Here is a 19,227-nt window from a genome sequence, read left to right as displayed (position 1 = left end):
GCCGAGGCGATCGGCGTGGCGTTCCCGGCGGCGGCCGCCGGGCTCGATGAGGAGCGCCGCGCCGTCTAGAAGGATACCGCCTTCACCGCACGGCCAGCCGCCGGGAGCTGGCGCAAAGAACGCCTTCCAACGCTACTGCGGGAAGTCGGGCCGAGGGGCGAACCGCCATGACGCCGAAGGCGCCAAGAAACCAGGGAAGTAGAAGGGGGAAATGGATGGACAACCCTCCCCCTCTCTTCTTGGCGTCGTTGGCGCCATGGCGGTTCTTCTGCTGATCCGGGGCAACTTCTCGCAGGAATGCTAATCGGCCTTCATCCGCGATTTCCACCGGAGCGCCTCGGAGAGGACGCCGGCGACGGCGGCGAGCGCGTCATCTCCGCCGATGCGCGCGATGAGGGGCGCGAGCTGCTCCACGCCGCCCCAGCGGCTCAGGGTCGAGACGAGCGTGACGTCCTCCGCCGCGTCCCCGAGGCTCACGACGAACAGCCTTGCCGCCGTCGCGAGCGACATCCAGGGAGCGCAGCGCACCACGCTCTCCAGACCCTCGGTACCCCGGTCGTCGTGGTAGGCAGCGACGGCGCGCGCGGCCAGCGCGGGGCGCGACGGCTCGGGGGCGGCGAGACAGAGCGCCGCGAGGGCCATGATGCGCGCGGCCTCCGAGCCACCTCCGCCGCCGCTCTCGGCGATCGCCACCGCCGCCTCGAGCCCGAGCACCTGGATCGCCTCGGCCGCGTGATCGCACACGAGCCCCGCGGCGACCCACGGGGGATCCAGCGAGGCCACCGCGTCGCGCGCCGCTTGCACGAGGGAGCGGCCTCCCTCGGTCGCTGCGGCGCAGAGCAAGGGACGAGCGGCGAAGATCCCGCTGCCACAGCGCTCTCGGACGATGCCGAGCGCGCGTTCCGGAGCGCCGAGCTCGGCGAACCGCACGGCCAGCGTGGAGACGGGCGGGAGGGCCTCGTCCAGCAGCCTGGAGAGCTCCGCCAGCCCGAGGAAGGGAAGGAGGGCCGCGGCGCACGCGTCGGTGTCGTGCCTCTCGGCGCCCTCCTCGTGGTCGGCAAAGAACGCATCCAGGGACATCGAGACAGCGCGGGCCCGCTCCTCCTCGGGCAGCACGGGCAAGAGGGGCGCCAGCGCGTTCGCTCGGGACGCCGGAGGAAGAGCCACCGCCGCGCGGAAGAGGGCGAGCGCCTGGTGCCGCCCCATCCCCTCCACCGTGGCGAGCCGCGCGAGCGCCTGCCCCGGCCTCGCGCTCGACAGCGCGCGCTCGACGGCTTGCTGGACGAGCGCTTCCGCCTCGGAGCGCGGCAGGAAGTCGGCGGCCGTGAGCCACGCGCTCGAGGTGCTGTCGGGACCTCCTTCCGCGCGCCACGTGGCCGAGACCGCCCACCGCGCGAACGTCGACGCCTCGTCGCCCGATCCAGCGCGCGCCGCGCTGAGCAATGCGAGCGCATCTTCCCAGCCATCACCGCGCCATGCCGCGCCGGTCCGCCTCACGACGTCGAGCGCCCGCGCCTCGATGTCGCCGCGCCGCGAGGGAGAGGCGCGCGCCGCGAGCGCGAAGAGCGAGACGACGAGCGCCCGCTCCGTGTCGTTCCACGCCCCCTCGTCGGCCCGGTCGGCTCCAGGAGGCCACGCGCGGTGCAGCGTCGCGAGCGCGCCCTGCGCGAGCGCGACCCGCACGAAGCTCGACATCGTGTCGGGCGGGGTCTCCACGGCGTCGGAGGCGAAAAGCGGCGCCGACACCGCGCGTCGCACGCGTCCCAGCTCGGCGCGGCGCGCAGCGAGATCCTCGCGCGAGCGCGGCCATGCCCACCGCGGTGCGCAGAGCGGAAGGAGATCGGCGCGCGGTGCGCCGGAGGAGACGAGGTGATCGCCGGCGTACCGGCGGAGGTAGGTGCCCCCGCCCCGCTCGCCCGTGTCGACGCTCTCCCAGGTGCGAACGAGCGATCGGGCAGCCTCGGCGAACCGCTGCTCAGCGAGCGCGACGTGCTCCGGGTGCGCGGCCACCCAGGCGGCGCGCAGGGTCTCATGACGAAAGCGAGCCTGGTGACCGTCTTCATGCCACTCCAGGATCGGCTCGACGGCCTCGCGGTGCGCGTCGAGCCAACCGGTCGCCTCGGCGACCTGCGCGCCGAGGAGCGGCGCCAGCTCGGCCGCGTCGAGCGGCGCGAAGGCGCACGCGAGCGTCGTCACGAGCGCTTCCAGCGGGGCCGCGCCGCGATCGCGGAGCGTCCTCGCGATCGCGTCCACGTAGGCGCGTGGACCAGGACCGTCGACCGCCGCCCAGGCGAGAGGGCCGCGGAGGGATGGATCGACCTCCTCCAGGCGGAATCCGTCGACCGAAACATACGTCACCTGCGCGGCGCGGAGACCCAGCCGCTCCGCCCACCGCTCGGCGACGTCGCGCGTGCCGGAGACCGCCACCAGCACACGCGCGGCGGGGCCTGGCTCGTCCAGCACCGAACGGCGAGGGTCGTCCGGCCAGTCCACACAGTCGTCAGGCGCGATCAAGCCGATCAAGAGCTGCGGCTGGTCGTCCTCGCCGTCCCAGTTCGTGATGCGGTTCACGAGGCTGGCGCGGACGCCGAAATGAAACTCGTCAAATCCCGTACCTTCGGGCCATGGGCCGGCTGAGAGCCGCGCGAGCACCTCTTCTTCGAAGGCCGCGCCGAACACGCGCCCGGCGTGGACGAGGAGCTTCAGGGTGCCAGCACCCGTGATCGAGCGAAAGAAGCGTTCAACGACCGTGCTCTTCCCTGCGCCGGCGGGACCATGGACGACGCACGCCGACGGGCGCCCCGCTTCGTGCCAGGATCTCAGCGCTTCGAACGCCCGGGACTGGCCTTCACCAAAGAAACGTCGCTCCATCGAGCTCTCCTCAACACGGGGATGATCTGTCATCTTCGCCGGTACTTCCCGAACTTGCCGCGCTTTCCTCCCTCGCCGACCACCGCGTGGCTGATTTCGAGATCCGCGAACATCTGCTGACAAAGGTCGCAAGGGTTGACGCGGTTGCCGCCTTTACTCTGAAATGTCTCGATCGAGATGTTGGGGTCGTCGAATTTGGCCTTGAGCCGGCGGTTCACTTCCGCTTCCTTTTGCTCGCTGGTCATCGGAACGAACGGCTGCCTCCTGGTCCCCCTCTTCTTGGCGGCGTTCTGCTCACTTTCGACCTCGGCGACGATGTCGTTCTTCATGCGCTGGAGCGCCTGGGTCTCGGCGCAAGAGTTCTTGTGGTAGTCGTGCGGGATCTGCCCGCCCGCTTCTGGCCTCTTGTTTCTCGCTTCGTCGATGTTGTATCCTTCGTACAGCACCGTCGCCGGCCGCGTGCTGTTGTCGACGATGCGCGTATAGACGAGCCCCCACGGGTCCCCGTAGCCGAACGGATCGTTCCTGGCGTAAGCGAACGGGTTGAGCCCGCCGAGCGGCTCCACCGGATCCGGCGAGATGTACCGGCCGAGCGCCGGGTCGTAGTAGCGGTAGCGGTTGTAGTGGAGCCCCGTCTCCGCGTCGGCGTAGTGCCCCAGGAACCTGAGCGGCGTCGCCGCCCGCGCGCCCTCGCGCATCGCGGCTTCGCCCCACGCCGTCCTCGTGATCTCGGCGAGGATCTGGCCGTCGCCGCCGAGGAGCCGCTCCGGGAATCCGGCCAGGTCGTTGACATAGTAGACCCACGGGCCCTCGCGGGTCTCGCCGCCGCGCCGGACGATCTCCCGGTGCCCAAGCGGCTCGCCGTCTTCATCGAAGCAATACCGCCGCTCGAACCTCACCTCGTCAGCGTGGGTGACCTCGTGCAGCAGGGTGCTCCCGTGCCAGTAGAACCGTGTGCGCCGGAGGAGCTGCCGGCTTCCGTCGGCCCCTCTCTGATAGACCTCCTTCTTCAGCCGCCGCGCGAACGCGTCGTACGCGAACGCGATCACGCTCCCGTCCGGCAAGACGACCTCGGACAGCGTGCCCGCCTCTGCCCACCTGTACGACGTGACGCGCTCGCCCGCATCGGTCCGCGCGCGCCGCTCGGTGAGCCTGCTGCGCTCGTCCCAGACGAGCGCTGTCGCGCCCGCGCGCGCGAGCAGATCGCCGCCGCCGTAGTCCCGGCTCGCGCCCGTCCCGGCGGCGTCGTGCACGTTGCCCGCCGGATCGTAGGCGAAGAGCTCGCCGCGCGCGCCCTCCGGCACCACCGCGACGAGCTGTCCGAGCGCGTCGTGCTGGTAGCGGGTCCACCCATAGCGCGCGTCCCACAGGGCCGCGAGCTCGGAGGACGCGCTGTACTCCATCCGCTGATGGATCGTCGTCGCAGGCTCAAGCGCGCCCGTCCACGCGGGCTCCCCCGGGCGCCCCCGCCGCTCCAGCGCCGGCGACGTGACCTGCCTCTCGGCCAGCCTGCCCGCGAGATCGTAGCGCAGCAGCACGCGCCCGCCGCGTGAGAGCGCGCGCTCGATCTCGCGCCCGGCAAGATCGAGCCGCACCGCCATCTCCTCGGCCTCGTCGAGCCGCAGCATGAAGGTGCGACCCGCATAATTCCGGCGCCATTCCGCGGTGTGACCGAGCGACGTCCGGAGGCGCACGGGAAGGCCGATGGCGTCGTGCTCGACCTGGACCTCGAACACCTCGCCGTCGACGATCTGCCGCTCCTTGACGATCGCGCCCGCGGCGTTGCGCACGAGCTCCACCCTCCCGCACGCGGTCTCGGCGGCCAGCACGTCGCCCCTGAAGTCGTGCTCGAACGTCTCCTCGGTCCCGTCGGCGCGCGTCCGCTTCACGATGCGCCCGAGGAGGTCGCGCTCGAGAAAGACCGCGTGGCCGCTCGCGAACGACACGCGCACGACGCGTCCCGCGAGATCGTGATCGTAGCGGATCTCGCGGCCGTCGAAGGTGCGCTCGTGCTGCTTCAGCCCGGTCGGCCCGAGCTTGAACGAGTACGTCTCCCCCCGCGCGTTGACGATGCGAACGAGCCGCTCCTTGCGGTCATAACGCAACCGGACCGTGCTCCCGTCGGGCAGCCGCGCCTCGGCGAGCGAGCCGGTGCCGCCCCGAACGAGGACGGTCCGCCGTCCTCCGGGATCGATCTCCTCGATCACATTGCCCAGGCCGTCGTGAGCGAACCGCCAGATCTGCCCGCCCGGCTCTTCCATGGACACGAGTAGCCCTTTGTTGCTGTACCTGTAGGAGGTGACCGCGCCGCTCTCGTCGCGGACCGATGTGCAGCGCCCGAGCTCATCGTATGTCGCTTGCCAGAGCACGACGCCGCGCTCGTCCGAAGCCTCGACGGCGTTGGCGTGGTCGTCGTGGCGATAACGCCGGCCCCGCCCGTTGGGGGCCATCGTCTGCAGGGGCAGCCCGCGCGCGTCGTAGCGCAGCTCGAACAGCGCGCCGGTGGGATCCTTGAGGAGGACCGAGTCCTTCGTGTACTCGACGACCGTCTCGCCGCCGTCCGGATCGACGACCCGGGTGATGTCTCCGTTCGGCAGGCGCTCGATGCGCGTCTCCTGGCCGAGCGCGTCGATCACGCGCGTCTCGTTGCCGAACAGGTCGCGCTCCCAGCGCGTGGTCGCGCCCATCGCGTCCGTGTACGACGTCAGGTGCCCGCGCGCATCGTAGGTCCGGGTGAAGACGCGCCCGTTCGCCACCGCCTTGTCGGCCTTGCCGTGCGCGTTGCCGAAGTACCGGAACACGCACGCGGCGTCGGCGACCTCGCTGTAGCCGTCAGGGCCGTAGTCGATCTTGACGTGGTGGATCCCCTTGGCCCTGGTGTGCCCGTCCGCGAGGAGCTCGGGCAGGTCGTCCGCGAGGCACGGATCGACGCCGCTCTCATGCTCACCCCACGTCTCGATGCCGCGCCCCTCTCGATCGTAGCGAAAGAAGAAGACCAGGCCTGTCGGCAGGCGGTACGACGTGAGCCGATGGGCGTCGTCGTACGAGTACGCCGTCGCGTGACCGTCCGCGTCGGTGACCTTGGCGAGATTCCCTGCTGGATCGTGCTCGTAGGTCGCGGCGCGCACGACCCTTCCGGAGACGCACACGATCTCGTGCGCCGCGATCCGCCCCTCGCGTGTCGTCAGGACACGAACTGTCCGGCCAACGGAGTCAACGATGCGCGAGAGCGATGCCCCCTCGTAGTGGAGCTGGATCCGGTTCCCGGCGCGATCCTCGATCGCCGCGAGGCGGAAGCGCCGGCGCGCCGGGTCGCCGAGATCCGGCTCGAAGATTCGCCGCGTACCGTCGGGCAGGTCGAGCGCGAACCCCTCCTCGTGCCGGTGGAGCACCCATCCGTGCGGTCCGATCACGCCCGTGTCCCGCTCGACGACGCCGAAGGACACGTCAAGGCCGTCTTCCGTCCAGACCTTCGCGCCGCCGCCGCGGCGCAGCTCCACCTCCCAGGCGAAGCTGTGCGTCCAGCCGTGGCCGAGGCCGATATCCCGTTCCCGGCTGGTCGAGGAATACGAGCGCGCGAGCTCGAGCGGTAGCGGGCCTGGAAGATCGAGGTCCACGACGGGCGCGGTGAAGACGCGGCCGGTGATCACGTCGATGGGATCTCCGTGGGACGCCGCGCCGCTGCTGTTGCCGCCGTGGTGCTGGGGGCATCCGCCGCCGTCCTTCCCGGGGGAACCGCAGGCGCTCTTCCCGCCGCCGCCGGCGCCGCTGCCTCCGTTCTTTCCGTCGGAGCCCTGGCCGTTCTTCGACCCGTTGCCGCCGCGCGCCCCGCTCCCGCCTCCTCCCCCTCCTCCGCCCATCACGAAGACGCCGGGGTTCATGCCGGGGATGGCGGGGATGTTCGGGACCGGGGCGGTACGGGCCATGCGCCGAGGATACGCCAGCGGAACGCGCGTGCGGAGCGGCTGCGGCAGGAGGGGCTGTGGGAAAACCCGGGGCGGGTTGCTGGTCGCCCTGGTCGCGCGATGCGACGGCGGCGGGGTCGGCGGCGACCGGCTCAACAGGGGTTCAGCACCATCGCGGCGGGCAGGTCACTCGGCGTGACCCCTTGAGGGAGGTGCCCGGAATTGAAGAGGTGGACGCGGTTGCTCCGGCCCCTGCGGACCTCACGCAGGAGCTGGCGCGCCCCTTGAGGATTCAGCATGCCTGCAATCCCCCGAGAGACCCCCCGATGCCCTCTGTCACCCATGAAGCCCTGGTGGAGCTGTTCAAGAACCGGCCGACGCTCGCCGCCGAGATGCTCCAGGACGCGCTCGGCCAGCCGGTACCGGCCTTCACGGAGGCGCGCGTCGTGTCCTCCGACCTCACCGAGATCCAGCCCTCGGACCGGCGCGCGGATGTGATCGTCGTGCTGCTTGTTGGCGAGCGGCAGCGGCCCGCGATGGCCATCGTCGTCGAGGTCCAGCTCGGCGTGGACCCGGAAAAGCCGTATTCCTGGCCCGTGTACGTCACCCAGACGCGCGCCCGCCACCGCTGCCCGACGCGGTTGCTGGTCGTGACGATCGACGCCGAGATCGCGCGGTGGTGTGCGCGGCCGATCGACACCGGCCACCCCGGCTGGACGCTGACCCCGCTGGTGCTGGGGCCCGAGGGCGTCCCGGTCGTCACCGACGCCGCGCAGGCGACCGCGGCGCCCGAGGTGGTCGTGCTCTCGGCGATGGCGCACGGCCGGGGTGAGGCGGCCGAGGCGATCGGCGTGGCGTTCCTGGCGGCGGCCGCCGGGCTCGATGAGGAGCGCCGCGCCGTCTACGGGGACCTGGTGCTATCCTCGCTGAACGCAGCGGCGAGGCGGACGTTGGAGGCGATCATGAAGAGCGGTTACGAGTTTCAGAGCGAATTCGCGCGCAGCTACGTGGCGAAGGGCATGGAGAAGGGGATGGAGAAGGGCCGGGAGGAGGGGCGGCTGGCGGGGCTCCTCGAAGGCAAGGCGCAGGACGTGCTCGCCGTCCTGGAGGCCCGCGGGCTGGAGGTCCCGGCCGAGGTCCGGGAGCGCGTCCTCGCGAGCACGGACCTCGCCGAGCTGGACCGCTGGATCCGACGCGCTGCCTCCGTCGGCGACGCCAGGGAGCTGCTCGCGACGGCCGGCTCCTGAGCGCGCACGGCCTCGGGGAGCGGCCGTGCAGCCGGGCGGCACGGCCACGCGCCGACCTCGTGGCGCCCGGCGCGCCGGCGCCTGGCATCGATGTCCCACAGGTCGCGCCGGAGAGCACCCCTGCGCGGGTGAGGCGAGGGGAGCGCCGCGGGCTGAGCGCCGAGGAGCTCGCGCGGCGCGAGGGGTACAAGCCGAAGCCGCTGTACTGGTGGCGCCGGAAGCTGCGGATTGACGGCCCCTCGTCGAGACGCGCTCCGGGCTTGCACGGCAGGTGACGAGGCGATCAATGCTGATTTTGCGGCAAACCGTCCGTGATGTCGTAGTAGTCGCCCTTGTCGGCCACGTGAATGTGAATCCTCAGCCTGGTATCGGTGGGCGCGTCGAACGCGCCCATCGCGACGCCGATCCAGTCATGCTTGCTCTGGTCGATTGGGTCCCAGAAGAGCGAAGAGCCGCACGAAGAACAGAAGCCTCGTCGCGCCTTTTCGGAAGATCGGAACCAGGTGAGATTGTCGGCGCCGCGGATCGTCAAGGCAGCGCGAGGGACGTCCGTGGACGCGAAGAAATGACCCGAGTGCTTGCGGCACGGGGAGCAATGGCAAGCATCGGGCGGGGGCAGAGCGCAGGCAACCTCGAAGCTCACGGCTCCGCAAAGACATGATCCCTTGTGCACGGCTCTCTCCTTCTCCGCCCTGTCGGGCCGATCGACCATGGACAGCCAATCGGCGACCTCCCGCAGCACCTCTGTGTCGGGCCCCGGCGGCAGCGCTTCGTACTCCGAGATCGAGCCGGTCCCCGCCCGCTGGAAGAGGTGGTTGTGGTCGGGAAACAGCCGCACGGTGGCGTGCCGGCGGCCGGCTGTCATCCGGCGACACGCGTCCGCGTTGTCCCCCCCCGGCACCTGGACGTCCTTGCCGCCGTAGACGGCGAGCGACCGTCGATCGAGCCGGCCGAGGATCTCGGCCGGCTCCTGTCGCAACAGCGAACGATACGCCGGCGCGCCGACCACTCCGGCCATGACCCGCGCGTTCTCGTCGACAGCCGCGTCGTCGACGGCCGGCAGGTCCGGCCACGACCGCAGGTACTCTCGGATCACTCGCTCGATCTCTGGCCGAACGGCCGCCGACACCCGGCTCGACCGGGCCAGCGCGAACACCCGCTCGTTCATGCGACGCTCGTGCTCGATCTGAGCCGACGTCGCGCCGGCCTCCGCCGAGAGCGTGCGCGCCTGCTCATGCAGGATCCGCTCGATCGGCACGGCCGGCCCGGCGAGCATGACGACCGCCGATGCCTCGGTCTGCGGCGCGGCGGCGGCGGCGATCAACCCTCCCTCACTGTGCCCGAGGAGCGCGATCCGTTCCGCATCGACGGCCGGGTGGCTCGCAAGCCACCGGCAGGTGGCGACAACATCCGCGACAGCGCCAACGAAGTCCTGCTCACCCGCGTCACCCGTCGAGCCACCAACCCCGCGATCGTCACAGCGGAGGACGACGTACCCGCGGGCGGCAAAGTACTCAGCGATAACCCGAAAGGGGGTCTGACCGCACACCGTCTCGTCCCGGTCGTTGGCCCCGGAACCGGAGACCAGGAGCAGACACGGGCGCGGGCCCGCCCCCGCAGGGGCGAGGAGGGTTCCCGCGAGGACGGCCTGCGCTACCGGGACTCGGACATCTTCGGAGCATACATGACGGTCGGAGCCGATGGTCATGCCCGGCAGGATGCCATCCCCGCAGCGCTCAAGGAAGTCGAGGATCGGTCGCAGAGGCACGGATCGGGCGGAGCGAACGCGACCGCGTCCTCCGCGAACAGCGTCGCCACGTCGTCCAGGATGTCCGCGTAACCGGGCAACTCCTTGCGCAGCGCCGCGGCCTGCTCGGGCTTGAGCGGCGGCGAGAGCGTCACCCCCAGCCTGTCCGCCGGCTCACGGGTGCTCGGCGGCCCCGCCGGCCGGGTGCTGCTCGGCGCCGCGGTGGGGTTGAAGCTCTTCTCTCTTCGTCGTCGTTCGGGGGGCCATGGAGTCCTCCTGGCGGGTTCAAGGTCGAGGATGGCTTCGTCAGGGTGGAATGATGGGCCGGCCATCATTCCATGCTGGAACGGCCATCGCCGAAGCCTGCGGGGGCAACCCCGGAGTATGGCCCGGCCAACCTCCAGCACGGGTTCAGCAACATCGCGGCGGGCAGGTCACTCGGAATCCGGCCCGCGAGCTCGGCTACCGTGGGGGTTCGTCGGGCCTGGGAGACCACGGGTCACGCAGGCTCACCCGCGCAGCATGACGCCCGGCGGGCCAACGACTGCCGGTCTGCCGCGGCGCGCGGCGCAGCCGGCAGCAGCCGCTTGTTCGGCGCCACAGGTCGCTTCGCCGTCATGGTGATACACGAGGGGTGTCCGCCGGCGCGCATGGCCTGTGCTCGCGCAGCCGCTCGAGTGCATGATGCGCGTCGAGTCGCTGCTTCGCAGTCCTGATATCAGCCATCGAGCCTGATGCAGAAGCAGTACACGAACTCCTGCTCCGAGCCCCAGGGGGTCGTGTGAACCTCGCGCATGCTGTCCACCTTGAGGAACATGGCGCCGAACTCGCCGTGCAGCGCATCCGCGTCGTAGCGAACGACGTCGAGCCCGCTGCATCGCTCCGGGCCCTCCGGCCCAAACGTCGCCACGATGACGTGCCCGCCCGGCCTCACCGAACGCGTGACGTTCGCCACATAGCGCCGACGCGCCTCGCGGTCGGTGAGGAAATGAAACACCGCGCGATCGTGCCAGATATCGAACTGCGCCTCCGGCAACGCCGAGGTAGTGATATCGGCAGCAAGCCACGTGACGTCGGCCGCTCGCGGACCAAGGCGCTCCCTCGCCACCGCGAGGGCCTGCTCCGACAGGTCGAGGACCGTCACGGCCCCATAGCCGCGATCTACGAGGTCGTCCACGAGCGTGCTCGCGCCGCCGCCCACGTCGATGATGCGCGCGTCGCGAGCTCCGGCGGCGCGCTCGATGAGCTCGAGCGATCGGTCGAGGTGCGGCGCGTACCAGCTGACGCCCGTTGCCGGCTTCGTGACGTAGACCTGCTCCCAATGCTGTTTGCTCGACACGGCGTTCGTGCTCCTCTCGTTGATGCCTCGATCCTACCACGGGCTGCGCCTGGCCCTCGCTGTAGTCCGCCATCGAGGAGGGGCGACCGTCATGGCTCTGCGTTCTTCTGGAGGACGATCTCGGCTGCGGCTCGAAGCTCGTCCTCCGGCGTCGTCAGCAGATCCGCCACGGCGGCCCGCGCCAGCTCTTCGGGCTGCAAGCCGAGGCTCTTTGCGCGCTCCTGGAGGCGGTCGGCCTGCGCGGGCGACAGGTCGGGGGCGAGCTTCATCGGGCGCAGTGTGCCTCGGGCGACCCTGGCCGTCAGCCGGCACAGGGGTGGCCCGGCGAGCGATGAGCCCGGCGGAGAGAGGCGGCTCCATCCGTCCCCGCGAGCGCAGCGGCCGATGGGGTAACGGAGGCTGGAGAGAGAGGAAGATTCCGCTGCTGCGGGCAACGGGGCAGCTCGTGTGGTGCTATCCTCGCTGAACGCAGCGGCGAGGCGGACGTTGGAGGCGATCATGAAGAGCGGTTACGAGTTTCAAAGCGAATTCGCGCGCAGCTACGTGGCGAAAGGCATGGAGAAGGGCCGGCAGGCAGGGCTCCTCGAAGCCAAGGCGCAGGACGTGCTCGCCTTCCTCGAGGCCCGCGGGCTCGAGGTCCCTGCCGAGGTCCGGGAGCGCGTCCTCGCGAGCACGGACCTCGCCGAGCTGGACCGCTGGATCCGGCGCGCTGCCTCCGTCGGCGACGCCAGGGAGCTGCTCGCGACGACCGGCTCCTGAGCGCACACGGCCGCGGGGAGCGGTCGAGCGGCCGGGCGGCACGGCCACGGGCCGACCTCGTGGCGCCCGGCGCGCCGTCTCCTGGCATCGTCGACCCTGGCGAGCGCCGGAGGAGGCCGTGTCCATGGCGATGGCTGGGCGGTTCCTTGCGCTCCACCGGGGTAGCCATCACGAACGCGCATCGACGGGAGAGGACGCGCCGCGCTTCGCCGCCCATCGCAGCAGCGCGTCCAGCGCCGGACAGAGCGCTTGTCCCCACTCGGTGAGCCCGTACTCGACCCGGGGCGGCACCTCGGGGTGCGTGACGCGCCAGATCATCCCGTCGCGCTCCATCTGCCGGAGTTGCTGGATCAGCATCTTCTGCGAGACGCCAGGGATGGCGCGTTCGAGCTCCGAGAAGCGCTGCACCTTCCCTCCGAAGAGGCGAAAAAGGATCACCAGCTTCCAGCGCCCCTTGACGAGCTGGAGGGCCTGCTCGACACGCTCGGCGGCGATCTCGGGGGTCGCCGGCTCGTCGTACTCACCTTCGGGTGCGTACCCCACCTTTTTGTGCGTTCTTGCCACCCGATGAGCCTAGCCCAACTTTGGGTGCAAGGGGCCCACGTGACGGGCCTCCGGTCATCGCCCCACAGGAGGAATCATCGCCCATGCAAGTACCCGAACCGCTCGCAGGGTACGTCGCCGCGCAGAACGCGCGAAGCGTCGATGCCATGCTCGCCTGCTTCACCGACGACGCCGTCGTCCGTGACGAACGCCGCGAGTATCGCGGCACCTCGTCCATTCGGGGGTGGATGGAAGAGACCACCGCGAAGTACAATCCCACGCTGGAGGTGCTCGACGTCCGCACCGCGAGCCAGCAGGTGCTCCTCCGCGTCGCCGTCTCCGGCACGTTCCCGGGGAGCCCGATCCGGCTTCGCTACGACTTCACGCTGGATCGAGATCGGATCGCGCGCCTGGAGATTGACGGATGAACGCGCCCCGAAGATTCTCGATCGATCCCGAGGAGCTCGCCGGCAAGCGCGTGCTCGTCACAGGCGGCACCAAGGGGGCGGGCGAGGCCATCGTCCGCCGCCTCGGAGCTGGGGGCGCCGTGACGGTGACCACGGCGCGCTCTGCGCTCCCGGCAGGCCAGTCGCCGAACGTCTTCGTACAGGCCGACCTCGCCACGGTAGCGGGTGTGGACGCCGTCGCCCGCACGGTTCTGGGCGAGCTTGGCGGGATCGACATCCTGGTCCACAACCTCGGCGGCTCCTCTGCACCGGGCGGCGGCTTTGCGTCGCTCACCGACGACATCTGGCACGACGAGCTATCGCTCAACCTCATGGCCGCCGTGCGTCTCGATCGCGCGCTCCTCCCGCACATGATCGCGCGAGGCTCGGGGGTCGTCCTCCACGTTTCGTCCATTCAGCGTCGGCTCCCGCTCCACGACTCGACGATCGCGTACGCGTCCGCGAAAGCCGCGCTGTCCACGTACAGCAAGGCGCTCTCCAAGGAGCTGGGGCCGAAGGGCGTCCGCGTGAACTCGATCGCCCCGGGATGGATCCGCACGACGGCAGCCGACGCGATGGTGAAGCGCCTTGCCGAACACGCCGGCACAGATGACGACACGGCCCGGCAGGGCATCATGGACGCGCTCGGTGGTATTCCCATCGGGCGTCCCGCATGGCCCGAAGAGGTCGCGGAGCTCGTCGCGTTCCTTGCCTCCGACAGGGCGGCGTCCATCCATGGGAGCGAGTACCTGATCGACGGGGGCACCGTGCCCACCGTTTGACGGCCAATACCGGGCCCACCGCGGTGCAACGCCCGCTCGCCGGACGCCTTGCCGGTCCGCCGCTGCGCGAAGCGTCGTGTCCTCCGACCTCACCGAAAACCTGCCCTCGGACCGGCGCGCGGACGTCATCGCGACACGGGCCACCCCGGCTGGACGCTGACCCCGCTGGTGCTATGGAGAGACGACCCTTCCCCTCTCTTCTTGGCGTCGTTGGCGCCATGGCGGTTCTTCGGCTGATCCGTGGCAACTTCCCGCAGTCGTGCTAATCGGCCTTCATCCGCGATTTCCCCCGGAGCGCCGCGGAGAGGACGACGGCGACGGCGGCGAGCGCGTCATCTCCGCCGATGCGCGCGATGAGGGGCGCGAGCTGCTCCACGCCGCCCCAGCGGCTCAGGGTCTCGACACCGGCCACCCCGGCTCGACGCTGACCCCGCTGGTGCTCCCACAACCACCCCAGCGGCGACCCGACCCCAACCCGTGAGGACGAAGCGATGACCCTGGAGCTGCGCCACCTCTCCGCGGAGCTGCACCTGCCCCTCACCGCCCACGTCATCGTCACGCCCAGCGGCCGCTACGCCGCCGTCCACGAGTAGGCCATCGCGGCGCGCAGCGCCGCTGCGGCGGGGCGCTGCGCCCCCGCGCCCTGCGCGTCCAGCAGCCCGCCTCCAGCGCACCACCCCGGCCGGGAGCTCCGCAGGCCTCCGGCAGCGGCACGACCGGCAGCGGCACGAGAGCTGGGGCACGTGGAGCCACCGTGCGACCCGACCCAGGGCACCGCATCGAGGTCGCCCCGCCTCCACGCGCCGACTCCGGCGACCGCCGGCGTCCCCACCGGGGCGCGGCACGTGAGCCCGGCGCACGACCTCGGGCGGCGTGGGACGGCGTTCGCCCCGGCTGGGGGCATGCGCGCGTGGGCGTGGTAGGGTCGGCCATGAGCACCGGCCCGCGGCCGCGCAACCTGGATCCCGCTCGCAACGCACCGGAGGTCGAGGCCGCGTTTGAGGCGGTGCCGCCCGAGCAAGTGGCGGAGATCCTCGACGGGGAGCTCTTCACCTTTCCGCGGCCCGCCGCCCCCACACGCGGAGCGCATCACGCCTCGGGATGAAGCTCGGCAGCGCCTTCGACCTCGGCGACGGCGGGCCCGGCGGCTGGGTGCTCCTGCATGGGCCGGAGCTCCACCTCGGATCGCGGCCCGACAAGGTGGTGCCCGATCTCGCCGGGTGGAAGCGGGAGCGCATGCCCGAGGCCCTCGGGGACGAGGACACACCGGCGCACTACGACGTCCCTCCGGACTGGGCGTGTGAGGTGATCTCGCCGCGCACCGAGCGCGTCGACCGAGGGAAGAAGATGCGGATCTACCGGCGCGACGGGGCGGGGCACGTGTGGCTGCTCAGCCCCTTGCTGCGGACGCTGGAGGTCTACCGGCTCGAGGGCGGGCGGTGGGTGCTCCTCGAGACCTACGAAGAGGACGTGAAGGTGAGGGCCGAGCCGTTCGACGCGGTGGAGCTCGATCTGGCGGCGATCTGGACCCGATGACCGATCGCAGGCCAGCGCGCCCGTCGGAAGTGGACATCGATCGAGGCTCGGCTTCCTGGCGGGTTCAAGGTCGATGATGGCTTCGTCAGCATGGAATGATGGGTCGGCCACCCTTCCATCCTGGAACGGCCATCGTCGAAGCCTGCGGGGTCAACCCCGGAGCATGGCCCGGCCAACCTCCAGCACGGGTTCGCTGTCCCACGTAGAAGCCGCCTCGCGCGCCTACGGGCCGACTCCGCGGAGCTCGCGGAGGCGCGGGCTCTGCCCCTCAGGTCTTGTCCGTTCCGCCTGACGGATCCATCAAGTCATCCACGAACCGGCGCATCAGGCGCACCAGGTCGCTGAGGTCTTCCTCACTCCACCTGGCGAGGATGGGGGCCGCAAGTCTCTGACGCGCGGCGTCCAAGGCGTCCGTCATCTGCCGCCCCTTGTCGGTGATCACCGCCTCGTGGACGCGACGATCGGCCGGGCTCGGTCGGCGCTCGATCAGCCCCAGGCTCTCGAGCTTCGCGACCTGGCGGCTGACGGTCGTGTAGTCGCGCCCGGCTCGCTCCGAGAGCTCGACCACGCCGATCGGCCCGAAGCGCTCGATCCCCACCAGCAGCCGAAAGAGGGCTTGATCCAGGGAGACCCCCGCCTCCGCGAGCAGCGCCTGATCGCGCTGCGGCTGATTCATGACCGCGACCAGATCGACCATGGCTCCGTGGAGCTCGCGGAGCTTCTTCTTTGCAATCCGTGTATTTTGCACAAATTCTCTTGACGCTTCGGAAGGCGTGACTATATGCATAGTACACATATCAACAACGCAGTCCACCAGTAAAGCGGAGCGCGCAGTGGAATCTAAATTTTCGACGGATGTCCTGATCGTCGGCGCAGGTGCTACTGGGTTGACCCTGGCCATCGAGCTCGCCCGTCGGGGCGTTGCGTTCCGGCTCATCGAGAGGCTGGACGGGCCGTTTCGCGGCTCGCGCGGCAAAGGGATCCAGCCGCGCAGCCAGGAGGTGTTCGAGGATCTGGGCATCCTCGACCGCGTCGTCGCGGCCGGCGGCCTGTACCCACCCCCGCGGGACTATCGCGACGACGGAGGCTACGAGGAGTCGCAGATCCAGGAGCCTCATGACCCGACGCCTGGCGAGCCCTATCGCCTGCCGCTCCTCGTGCCCCAGTACCTGACCGAAGCCGCGATGCGCGAGCGTCTGGCGGAGCTCGGGAGCTGCCCGGAGCTCGGCCGCGAGCTGAAGAGCTTCGAGCAGGATCGCGAGGGCGTCAACGCCCGCATCGCTGGCCCGACGGGCGAGGAGACCGTCCGCGTCCGCTACCTCGTCGGAGCGGACGGCGGCCGCAGCGTCGTGCGGCACGCGCTCGCGATCGGCTTTCCCGGCAAGACCCTGGGGGTGCGCGCCGTCGTCGCCGACGTGGTCCTGGAGGGGCTCAGCAGGGCCGCCTGGCATCGCTTCAACAAAGAGTCGATGGAAAAGCACATATCGCTGTGTCCGCTCGCCGGCACCGACATGTTCCAGTTGCAGGCGCCGATTCCTCCGGAGGGCGATGTGGATCTCTCCGCGGAAGGCCTCACGGCGATGGTCGCGGGCCGCACGGGCCGAGGCGACATCGTGGTCCGTTCGGTCTCCTGGGCCTCCGCCTACACCATGAACGCGCGCCTCGCCGACCGTTACCGAGACGGGCGCGTCTTCCTCGCCGGCGATGCCGCGCATGTCCACCCGCCGACGGGTGGTCAGGGCCTCAACACGAGCGTGCAGGATGCCTACAACCTCGGCTGGAAGCTCGCCGCCGTTCTGGCAGGTGCGCCGGAGACGCTGCTCGCGACCTACGAGGAGGAGCGCCGGCCGATCGCCGCGGAGACGCTCGGCCTGACGACGAGGCTCCTGGAGGCGGCCAAGGGAGGCGTCATGCGCCGCGGCCGCGAGGTGCAGCAGCTCGATCTGGGATACCCGGAGTCGTCGCTGGCCCTGGAGAAGCCGAAACGCAGCGGCGGCATCCACGCGGGCGACCGAGCGCCGGACGCGCCCGTCCGCGGCGCGGCGGGGATGCCGACACGGCTCTTCAAGCTCTTCCAGGGTCCGCACTGGACCTTGCTCGGTTACGGGCTGGACCGGCTCTCGGCCGTCAAGCCGCGCCCCGGACTCCACATCCACGCCGTCGGGCCGCGCGGCGACATCGTCGATGATGGCGGCCATCTCCGCGCCGCCTATGGCGTGTCGCTCGGCGACTGGGTGCTCGTCCGGCCGGACGGAACTATCGGCGCCATCGTGTCGTCCGATCATGCACCGGCGCTGGAAGCCTACCTCGCCAGCGTCGGCCTCCCATCACGGGGATGACAACGACGAGCGCGCGCCCTCGCCATGACGCGCGAGGTCTCCTCGAGCGACGGCACCGCTACTGAGTCACGCCGATCGAGTCGAGGAAGGCGATGTACTCGTCGACCTGGTCCCACGCGACCACGTCGAGGCCGACGTTGAGCCGGCTCTCGTCGAACATCCGAGGGGCGAGGATCGCCTTGGTCGCGTCGAGGCCGATGCTCTTGATGCCGTAGAGGATGTAGGGCACGAGGTACCCCGCGTAATACTGCCGCTGGGTGTGCGTCGCCTGGATGAGCCCCTGGCGCATGTACTCGACGGTCTTCGGTTCGAAGTCGAAGGCGACGACGGGGAGATCCGTCGCGCCCGCGGCCTCCGTGGCCATCGCGCACCGGTACGAGACGTTGTGCAGGCCGAGCAACCCCACGACGGGCGGGTCCGCGGTCTCGATCTGGGCTTTCATCGCTTCGACGTCAGCGACCTCCCCCTGCGGGGACCAGGTGATCGGACGCACCACGACCGTGTAATCGGCGTCCTCGAGGACGCGCCGAGCCCCCAGCATTCGATTCATCCCGTCGACCCAGGACGGGTCGTCGGCGCCGTGGATCACCACCGTGCCCGGCGCCGGGCGCAGCAACGCGAGCAGGGTCTCTCCTGCCGTGACGCCGGCCGACTCGCTGATGGTTCCGACATAGATGGAACGCTTCGAGTCCTTCGCGTCGGTGTCGAGCGTCACCACAGGAACCCCGCCGGCGACGGCCTCATCGATGTCGGCCGCGATGGCGTCGCCGAAGGGCGAGACACCGATCCCTTCGGCGCCGTCCGCCACCGCCTGTCCAATCTGCTCCCCCTGGGCCTCCGCCCTCTGCTGATGATCGCTCCCCAGTCCACTGGGCCCGACCACGTTCCCCGTGACCCCGAGCTCGCCCATGGCTCGGTTCGCCCCCGTGGTGATCGGCGTGAAGAACCCGCCGATCTCCTTCAGCAAGATCGCCATCTGCATGGGCTCGACGGCGCCCTCGTTGATCTCGGCGACGAGCGCGTCGAGCGTCGCCTCGATCTCCTTCGCGGTGAACTCGCTCTCGGGCGTCGGCGCGCGCTTGATGGGCGAGGCTCGCTCGCCCTCGCCGGTGGTGTCGCCCGATCCGCATGCCCCCGTCAACAGCGCGAGCCCGCAGGCCGCCACCCAGCGTCGTCCAGTCCTGTTCATGACACCCCCTTATGCTCCGTGGTTCGTCCCAGCGTGCAACCGACGTCGAACGAGGAGGGGGCGAGCCGCACCCAGCCTCCCATCGCCTCGCTGCGCGCGGCATAGCCCGGCGGCATGTGAAACACGCCGAGCGCATTCACCTCCCGCGGGACCTCGCGGGCGAGCCCGTTCTCCCCCGGCCCGATCAGCGAGCGGACCTGAAAGTTACATCCCCGCGGGGTACACCATCACATCGAGCTTCGTTCTGTCAAGGTCGTATGAGCGCAAGCGACGAGCCTTGGAGCGGAGATTCGCATATCGATGCAATACAGGACACACCGGCCGATACCGGTTCTCACACATCGCGATGTTTGTCCGTGGATCGCGACTGTCAGGCCGAGAGGTGAGCGCATGCGCGAGGACGGAGGCCCCCCTGCCCGCCCGGCTCACCGACCCCGGCGCCGCAGATGCGGTGGACCAGATCGCGCCATGGATGAGCTGCTGATACCGTTCGCCGGCCGCCCGCGCCTCTTGCCCCGCTCGCG

At 70.4% G+C, this 19,227-nt stretch carries 16 protein-coding genes and 3 pseudogenes; 8 read left to right on the top strand and 11 right to left on the bottom strand.

What is annotated here, in order from left to right:
• Positions 1-300: 300 nt before the first annotated feature.
• Together WMF31_RS05600 and WMF31_RS05595 are read right to left on the bottom strand one after the other, a co-directional pair.
• Positions 301-2,871 (bottom strand): hypothetical protein, encoded by a 2,571-nt coding sequence (locus WMF31_RS05600; RefSeq protein ID WP_436600936.1) that lies wholly within the window; start codon positions 2,869-2,871, stop codon positions 301-303.
• 29 nt (positions 2,872-2,900) lie between these two features.
• Positions 2,901-6,797 (bottom strand): RHS repeat-associated core domain-containing protein, encoded by a 3,897-nt coding sequence (locus WMF31_RS05595; protein WP_436600935.1) that lies wholly within the window; start codon positions 6,795-6,797, stop codon positions 2,901-2,903.
• 305 nt (positions 6,798-7,102) lie between these two features.
• Here WMF31_RS05595 and WMF31_RS05590 point away from each other — a divergent pair, with 305 nt between their 5' ends.
• Complete coding sequence (locus WMF31_RS05590) at positions 7,103-8,023, top strand: hypothetical protein (RefSeq protein ID WP_436600934.1); 921 nt, start codon at positions 7,103-7,105, stop codon at positions 8,021-8,023.
• A gap of 283 nt (positions 8,024-8,306) precedes the next feature.
• Here the strand turns inward: WMF31_RS05590 and WMF31_RS05585 are convergent, their stop codons facing one another.
• From WMF31_RS05585 to WMF31_RS05565, 5 genes and pseudogenes are all read right to left on the bottom strand, one after another.
• The gene (locus WMF31_RS05585) at positions 8,307-8,696 is read right to left on the bottom strand and encodes a GFA family protein (protein ID WP_436606524.1); all 390 of its coding nucleotides are present in this window, start codon (positions 8,694-8,696) and stop codon (positions 8,307-8,309) included.
• Positions 8,697-8,837: 141 nt separating this feature from the next.
• Positions 8,838-9,731, bottom strand: a pseudogene (locus WMF31_RS05580) (alpha/beta hydrolase family protein); the annotation flags it as partial.
• Positions 9,728-9,925 (bottom strand): hypothetical protein, encoded by a 198-nt coding sequence (locus tag WMF31_RS05575; protein ID WP_436600933.1) that lies wholly within the window; start codon positions 9,923-9,925, stop codon positions 9,728-9,730. The pseudogene WMF31_RS05580 and the gene WMF31_RS05575, both read right to left, overlap by 4 nt.
• Before the next feature lie 563 nt (positions 9,926-10,488).
• Positions 10,489-11,109, bottom strand: coding sequence for a class I SAM-dependent methyltransferase (locus WMF31_RS05570; protein ID WP_436600932.1), 621 nt, complete (start codon positions 11,107-11,109; stop codon positions 10,489-10,491).
• An 89-nt stretch (positions 11,110-11,198) separates the two neighbouring features.
• Positions 11,199-11,378, bottom strand: a complete 180-nt coding sequence (locus tag WMF31_RS05565) for a DNA-binding protein (RefSeq protein WP_436600931.1) — start codon at positions 11,376-11,378, stop codon at positions 11,199-11,201.
• 172 nt (positions 11,379-11,550) lie between these two features.
• On the opposite strand from WMF31_RS05565, the pseudogene WMF31_RS05560 reads away from it, so the two are divergent.
• Positions 11,551-11,868, top strand: a pseudogene (locus tag WMF31_RS05560) (hypothetical protein); the annotation flags it as partial.
• 168 nt (positions 11,869-12,036) lie between these two features.
• On the opposite strand, the gene WMF31_RS05555 reads toward WMF31_RS05560, so the two are convergent.
• Positions 12,037-12,432: a winged helix-turn-helix transcriptional regulator gene (locus tag WMF31_RS05555; RefSeq protein WP_436600930.1), complete on the bottom strand. Its 396-nt coding sequence runs from the start codon at positions 12,430-12,432 to the stop codon at positions 12,037-12,039.
• Positions 12,433-12,515: 83 nt separating this feature from the next.
• Between WMF31_RS05555 and WMF31_RS05550 the strand changes: the two genes are divergently transcribed.
• Together WMF31_RS05550 and WMF31_RS05545 are read left to right on the top strand one after the other, a co-directional pair.
• A complete protein-coding gene (locus WMF31_RS05550; RefSeq protein WP_436600929.1) occupies positions 12,516-12,839 on the top strand; it encodes a nuclear transport factor 2 family protein in 324 nt (107 codons plus the stop codon).
• The gene (locus WMF31_RS05545) at positions 12,836-13,639 is read left to right on the top strand and encodes an SDR family oxidoreductase (RefSeq protein WP_436600928.1); all 804 of its coding nucleotides are present in this window, start codon (positions 12,836-12,838) and stop codon (positions 13,637-13,639) included. The genes WMF31_RS05550 and WMF31_RS05545 overlap by 4 nt, the downstream gene beginning before the upstream one ends.
• A 262-nt stretch (positions 13,640-13,901) precedes the next feature.
• On the opposite strand, the gene WMF31_RS05540 is transcribed toward WMF31_RS05545, so the two are convergent.
• Complete coding sequence (locus tag WMF31_RS05540) at positions 13,902-14,051, bottom strand: hypothetical protein (RefSeq protein WP_436600927.1); 150 nt, start codon at positions 14,049-14,051, stop codon at positions 13,902-13,904.
• Between the two features lie 28 nt (positions 14,052-14,079).
• Here WMF31_RS05540 and WMF31_RS05535 point away from each other — a divergent pair.
• The 3 genes and pseudogenes from WMF31_RS05535 to WMF31_RS05525 form a co-directional block, all read left to right on the top strand.
• Positions 14,080-14,232, top strand: a pseudogene (locus WMF31_RS05535) (JAB domain-containing protein); the annotation flags it as partial.
• 338 nt (positions 14,233-14,570) lie between these two features.
• Complete coding sequence (locus WMF31_RS05530; RefSeq protein WP_436600926.1) at positions 14,571-14,744, top strand: hypothetical protein; 174 nt, start codon at positions 14,571-14,573, stop codon at positions 14,742-14,744.
• On the top strand, positions 14,741-15,175 hold the full coding sequence (locus WMF31_RS05525) for a Uma2 family endonuclease (protein WP_436600925.1): 435 nt from the start codon (positions 14,741-14,743) through the stop codon (positions 15,173-15,175). The genes WMF31_RS05530 and WMF31_RS05525 overlap by 4 nt, the downstream gene beginning before the upstream one ends.
• Before the next feature lie 268 nt (positions 15,176-15,443).
• On the opposite strand, the gene WMF31_RS05520 is transcribed toward WMF31_RS05525, so the two are convergent.
• Positions 15,444-15,962 carry a MarR family winged helix-turn-helix transcriptional regulator gene (locus WMF31_RS05520; protein ID WP_436606523.1) on the bottom strand — a complete coding sequence of 173 codons (519 nt, stop codon included), beginning with the start codon at positions 15,960-15,962 and terminating at the stop codon, positions 15,444-15,446.
• Between the two features lie 46 nt (positions 15,963-16,008).
• On the opposite strand from WMF31_RS05520, the gene WMF31_RS05515 reads away from it, so the two are divergent.
• Positions 16,009-17,514, top strand: a complete 1,506-nt coding sequence (locus tag WMF31_RS05515; RefSeq protein WP_436600924.1) for an FAD-dependent oxidoreductase — start codon at positions 16,009-16,011, stop codon at positions 17,512-17,514.
• A gap of 58 nt (positions 17,515-17,572) precedes the next feature.
• Here the strand turns inward: WMF31_RS05515 and WMF31_RS05510 are convergent, their stop codons facing one another.
• On the bottom strand, positions 17,573-18,703 hold the full coding sequence (locus WMF31_RS05510) for a substrate-binding domain-containing protein (RefSeq protein WP_436600923.1): 1,131 nt from the start codon (positions 18,701-18,703) through the stop codon (positions 17,573-17,575).
• Positions 18,704-19,227: the final 524 nt, after the last annotated feature.

The sequence above is a fragment of the Sorangium sp. So ce1036 genome (assembly GCF_051369805.1).
In the GTDB taxonomy this organism is placed as follows: Bacteria; Myxococcota_A; Polyangia; order Polyangiales; family Polyangiaceae; genus Sorangium; species Sorangium cellulosum_F.
The sequence above is the reverse complement of the archived record's forward strand: the minus strand, read 5'-3'. Positions and strand labels throughout refer to the sequence as shown.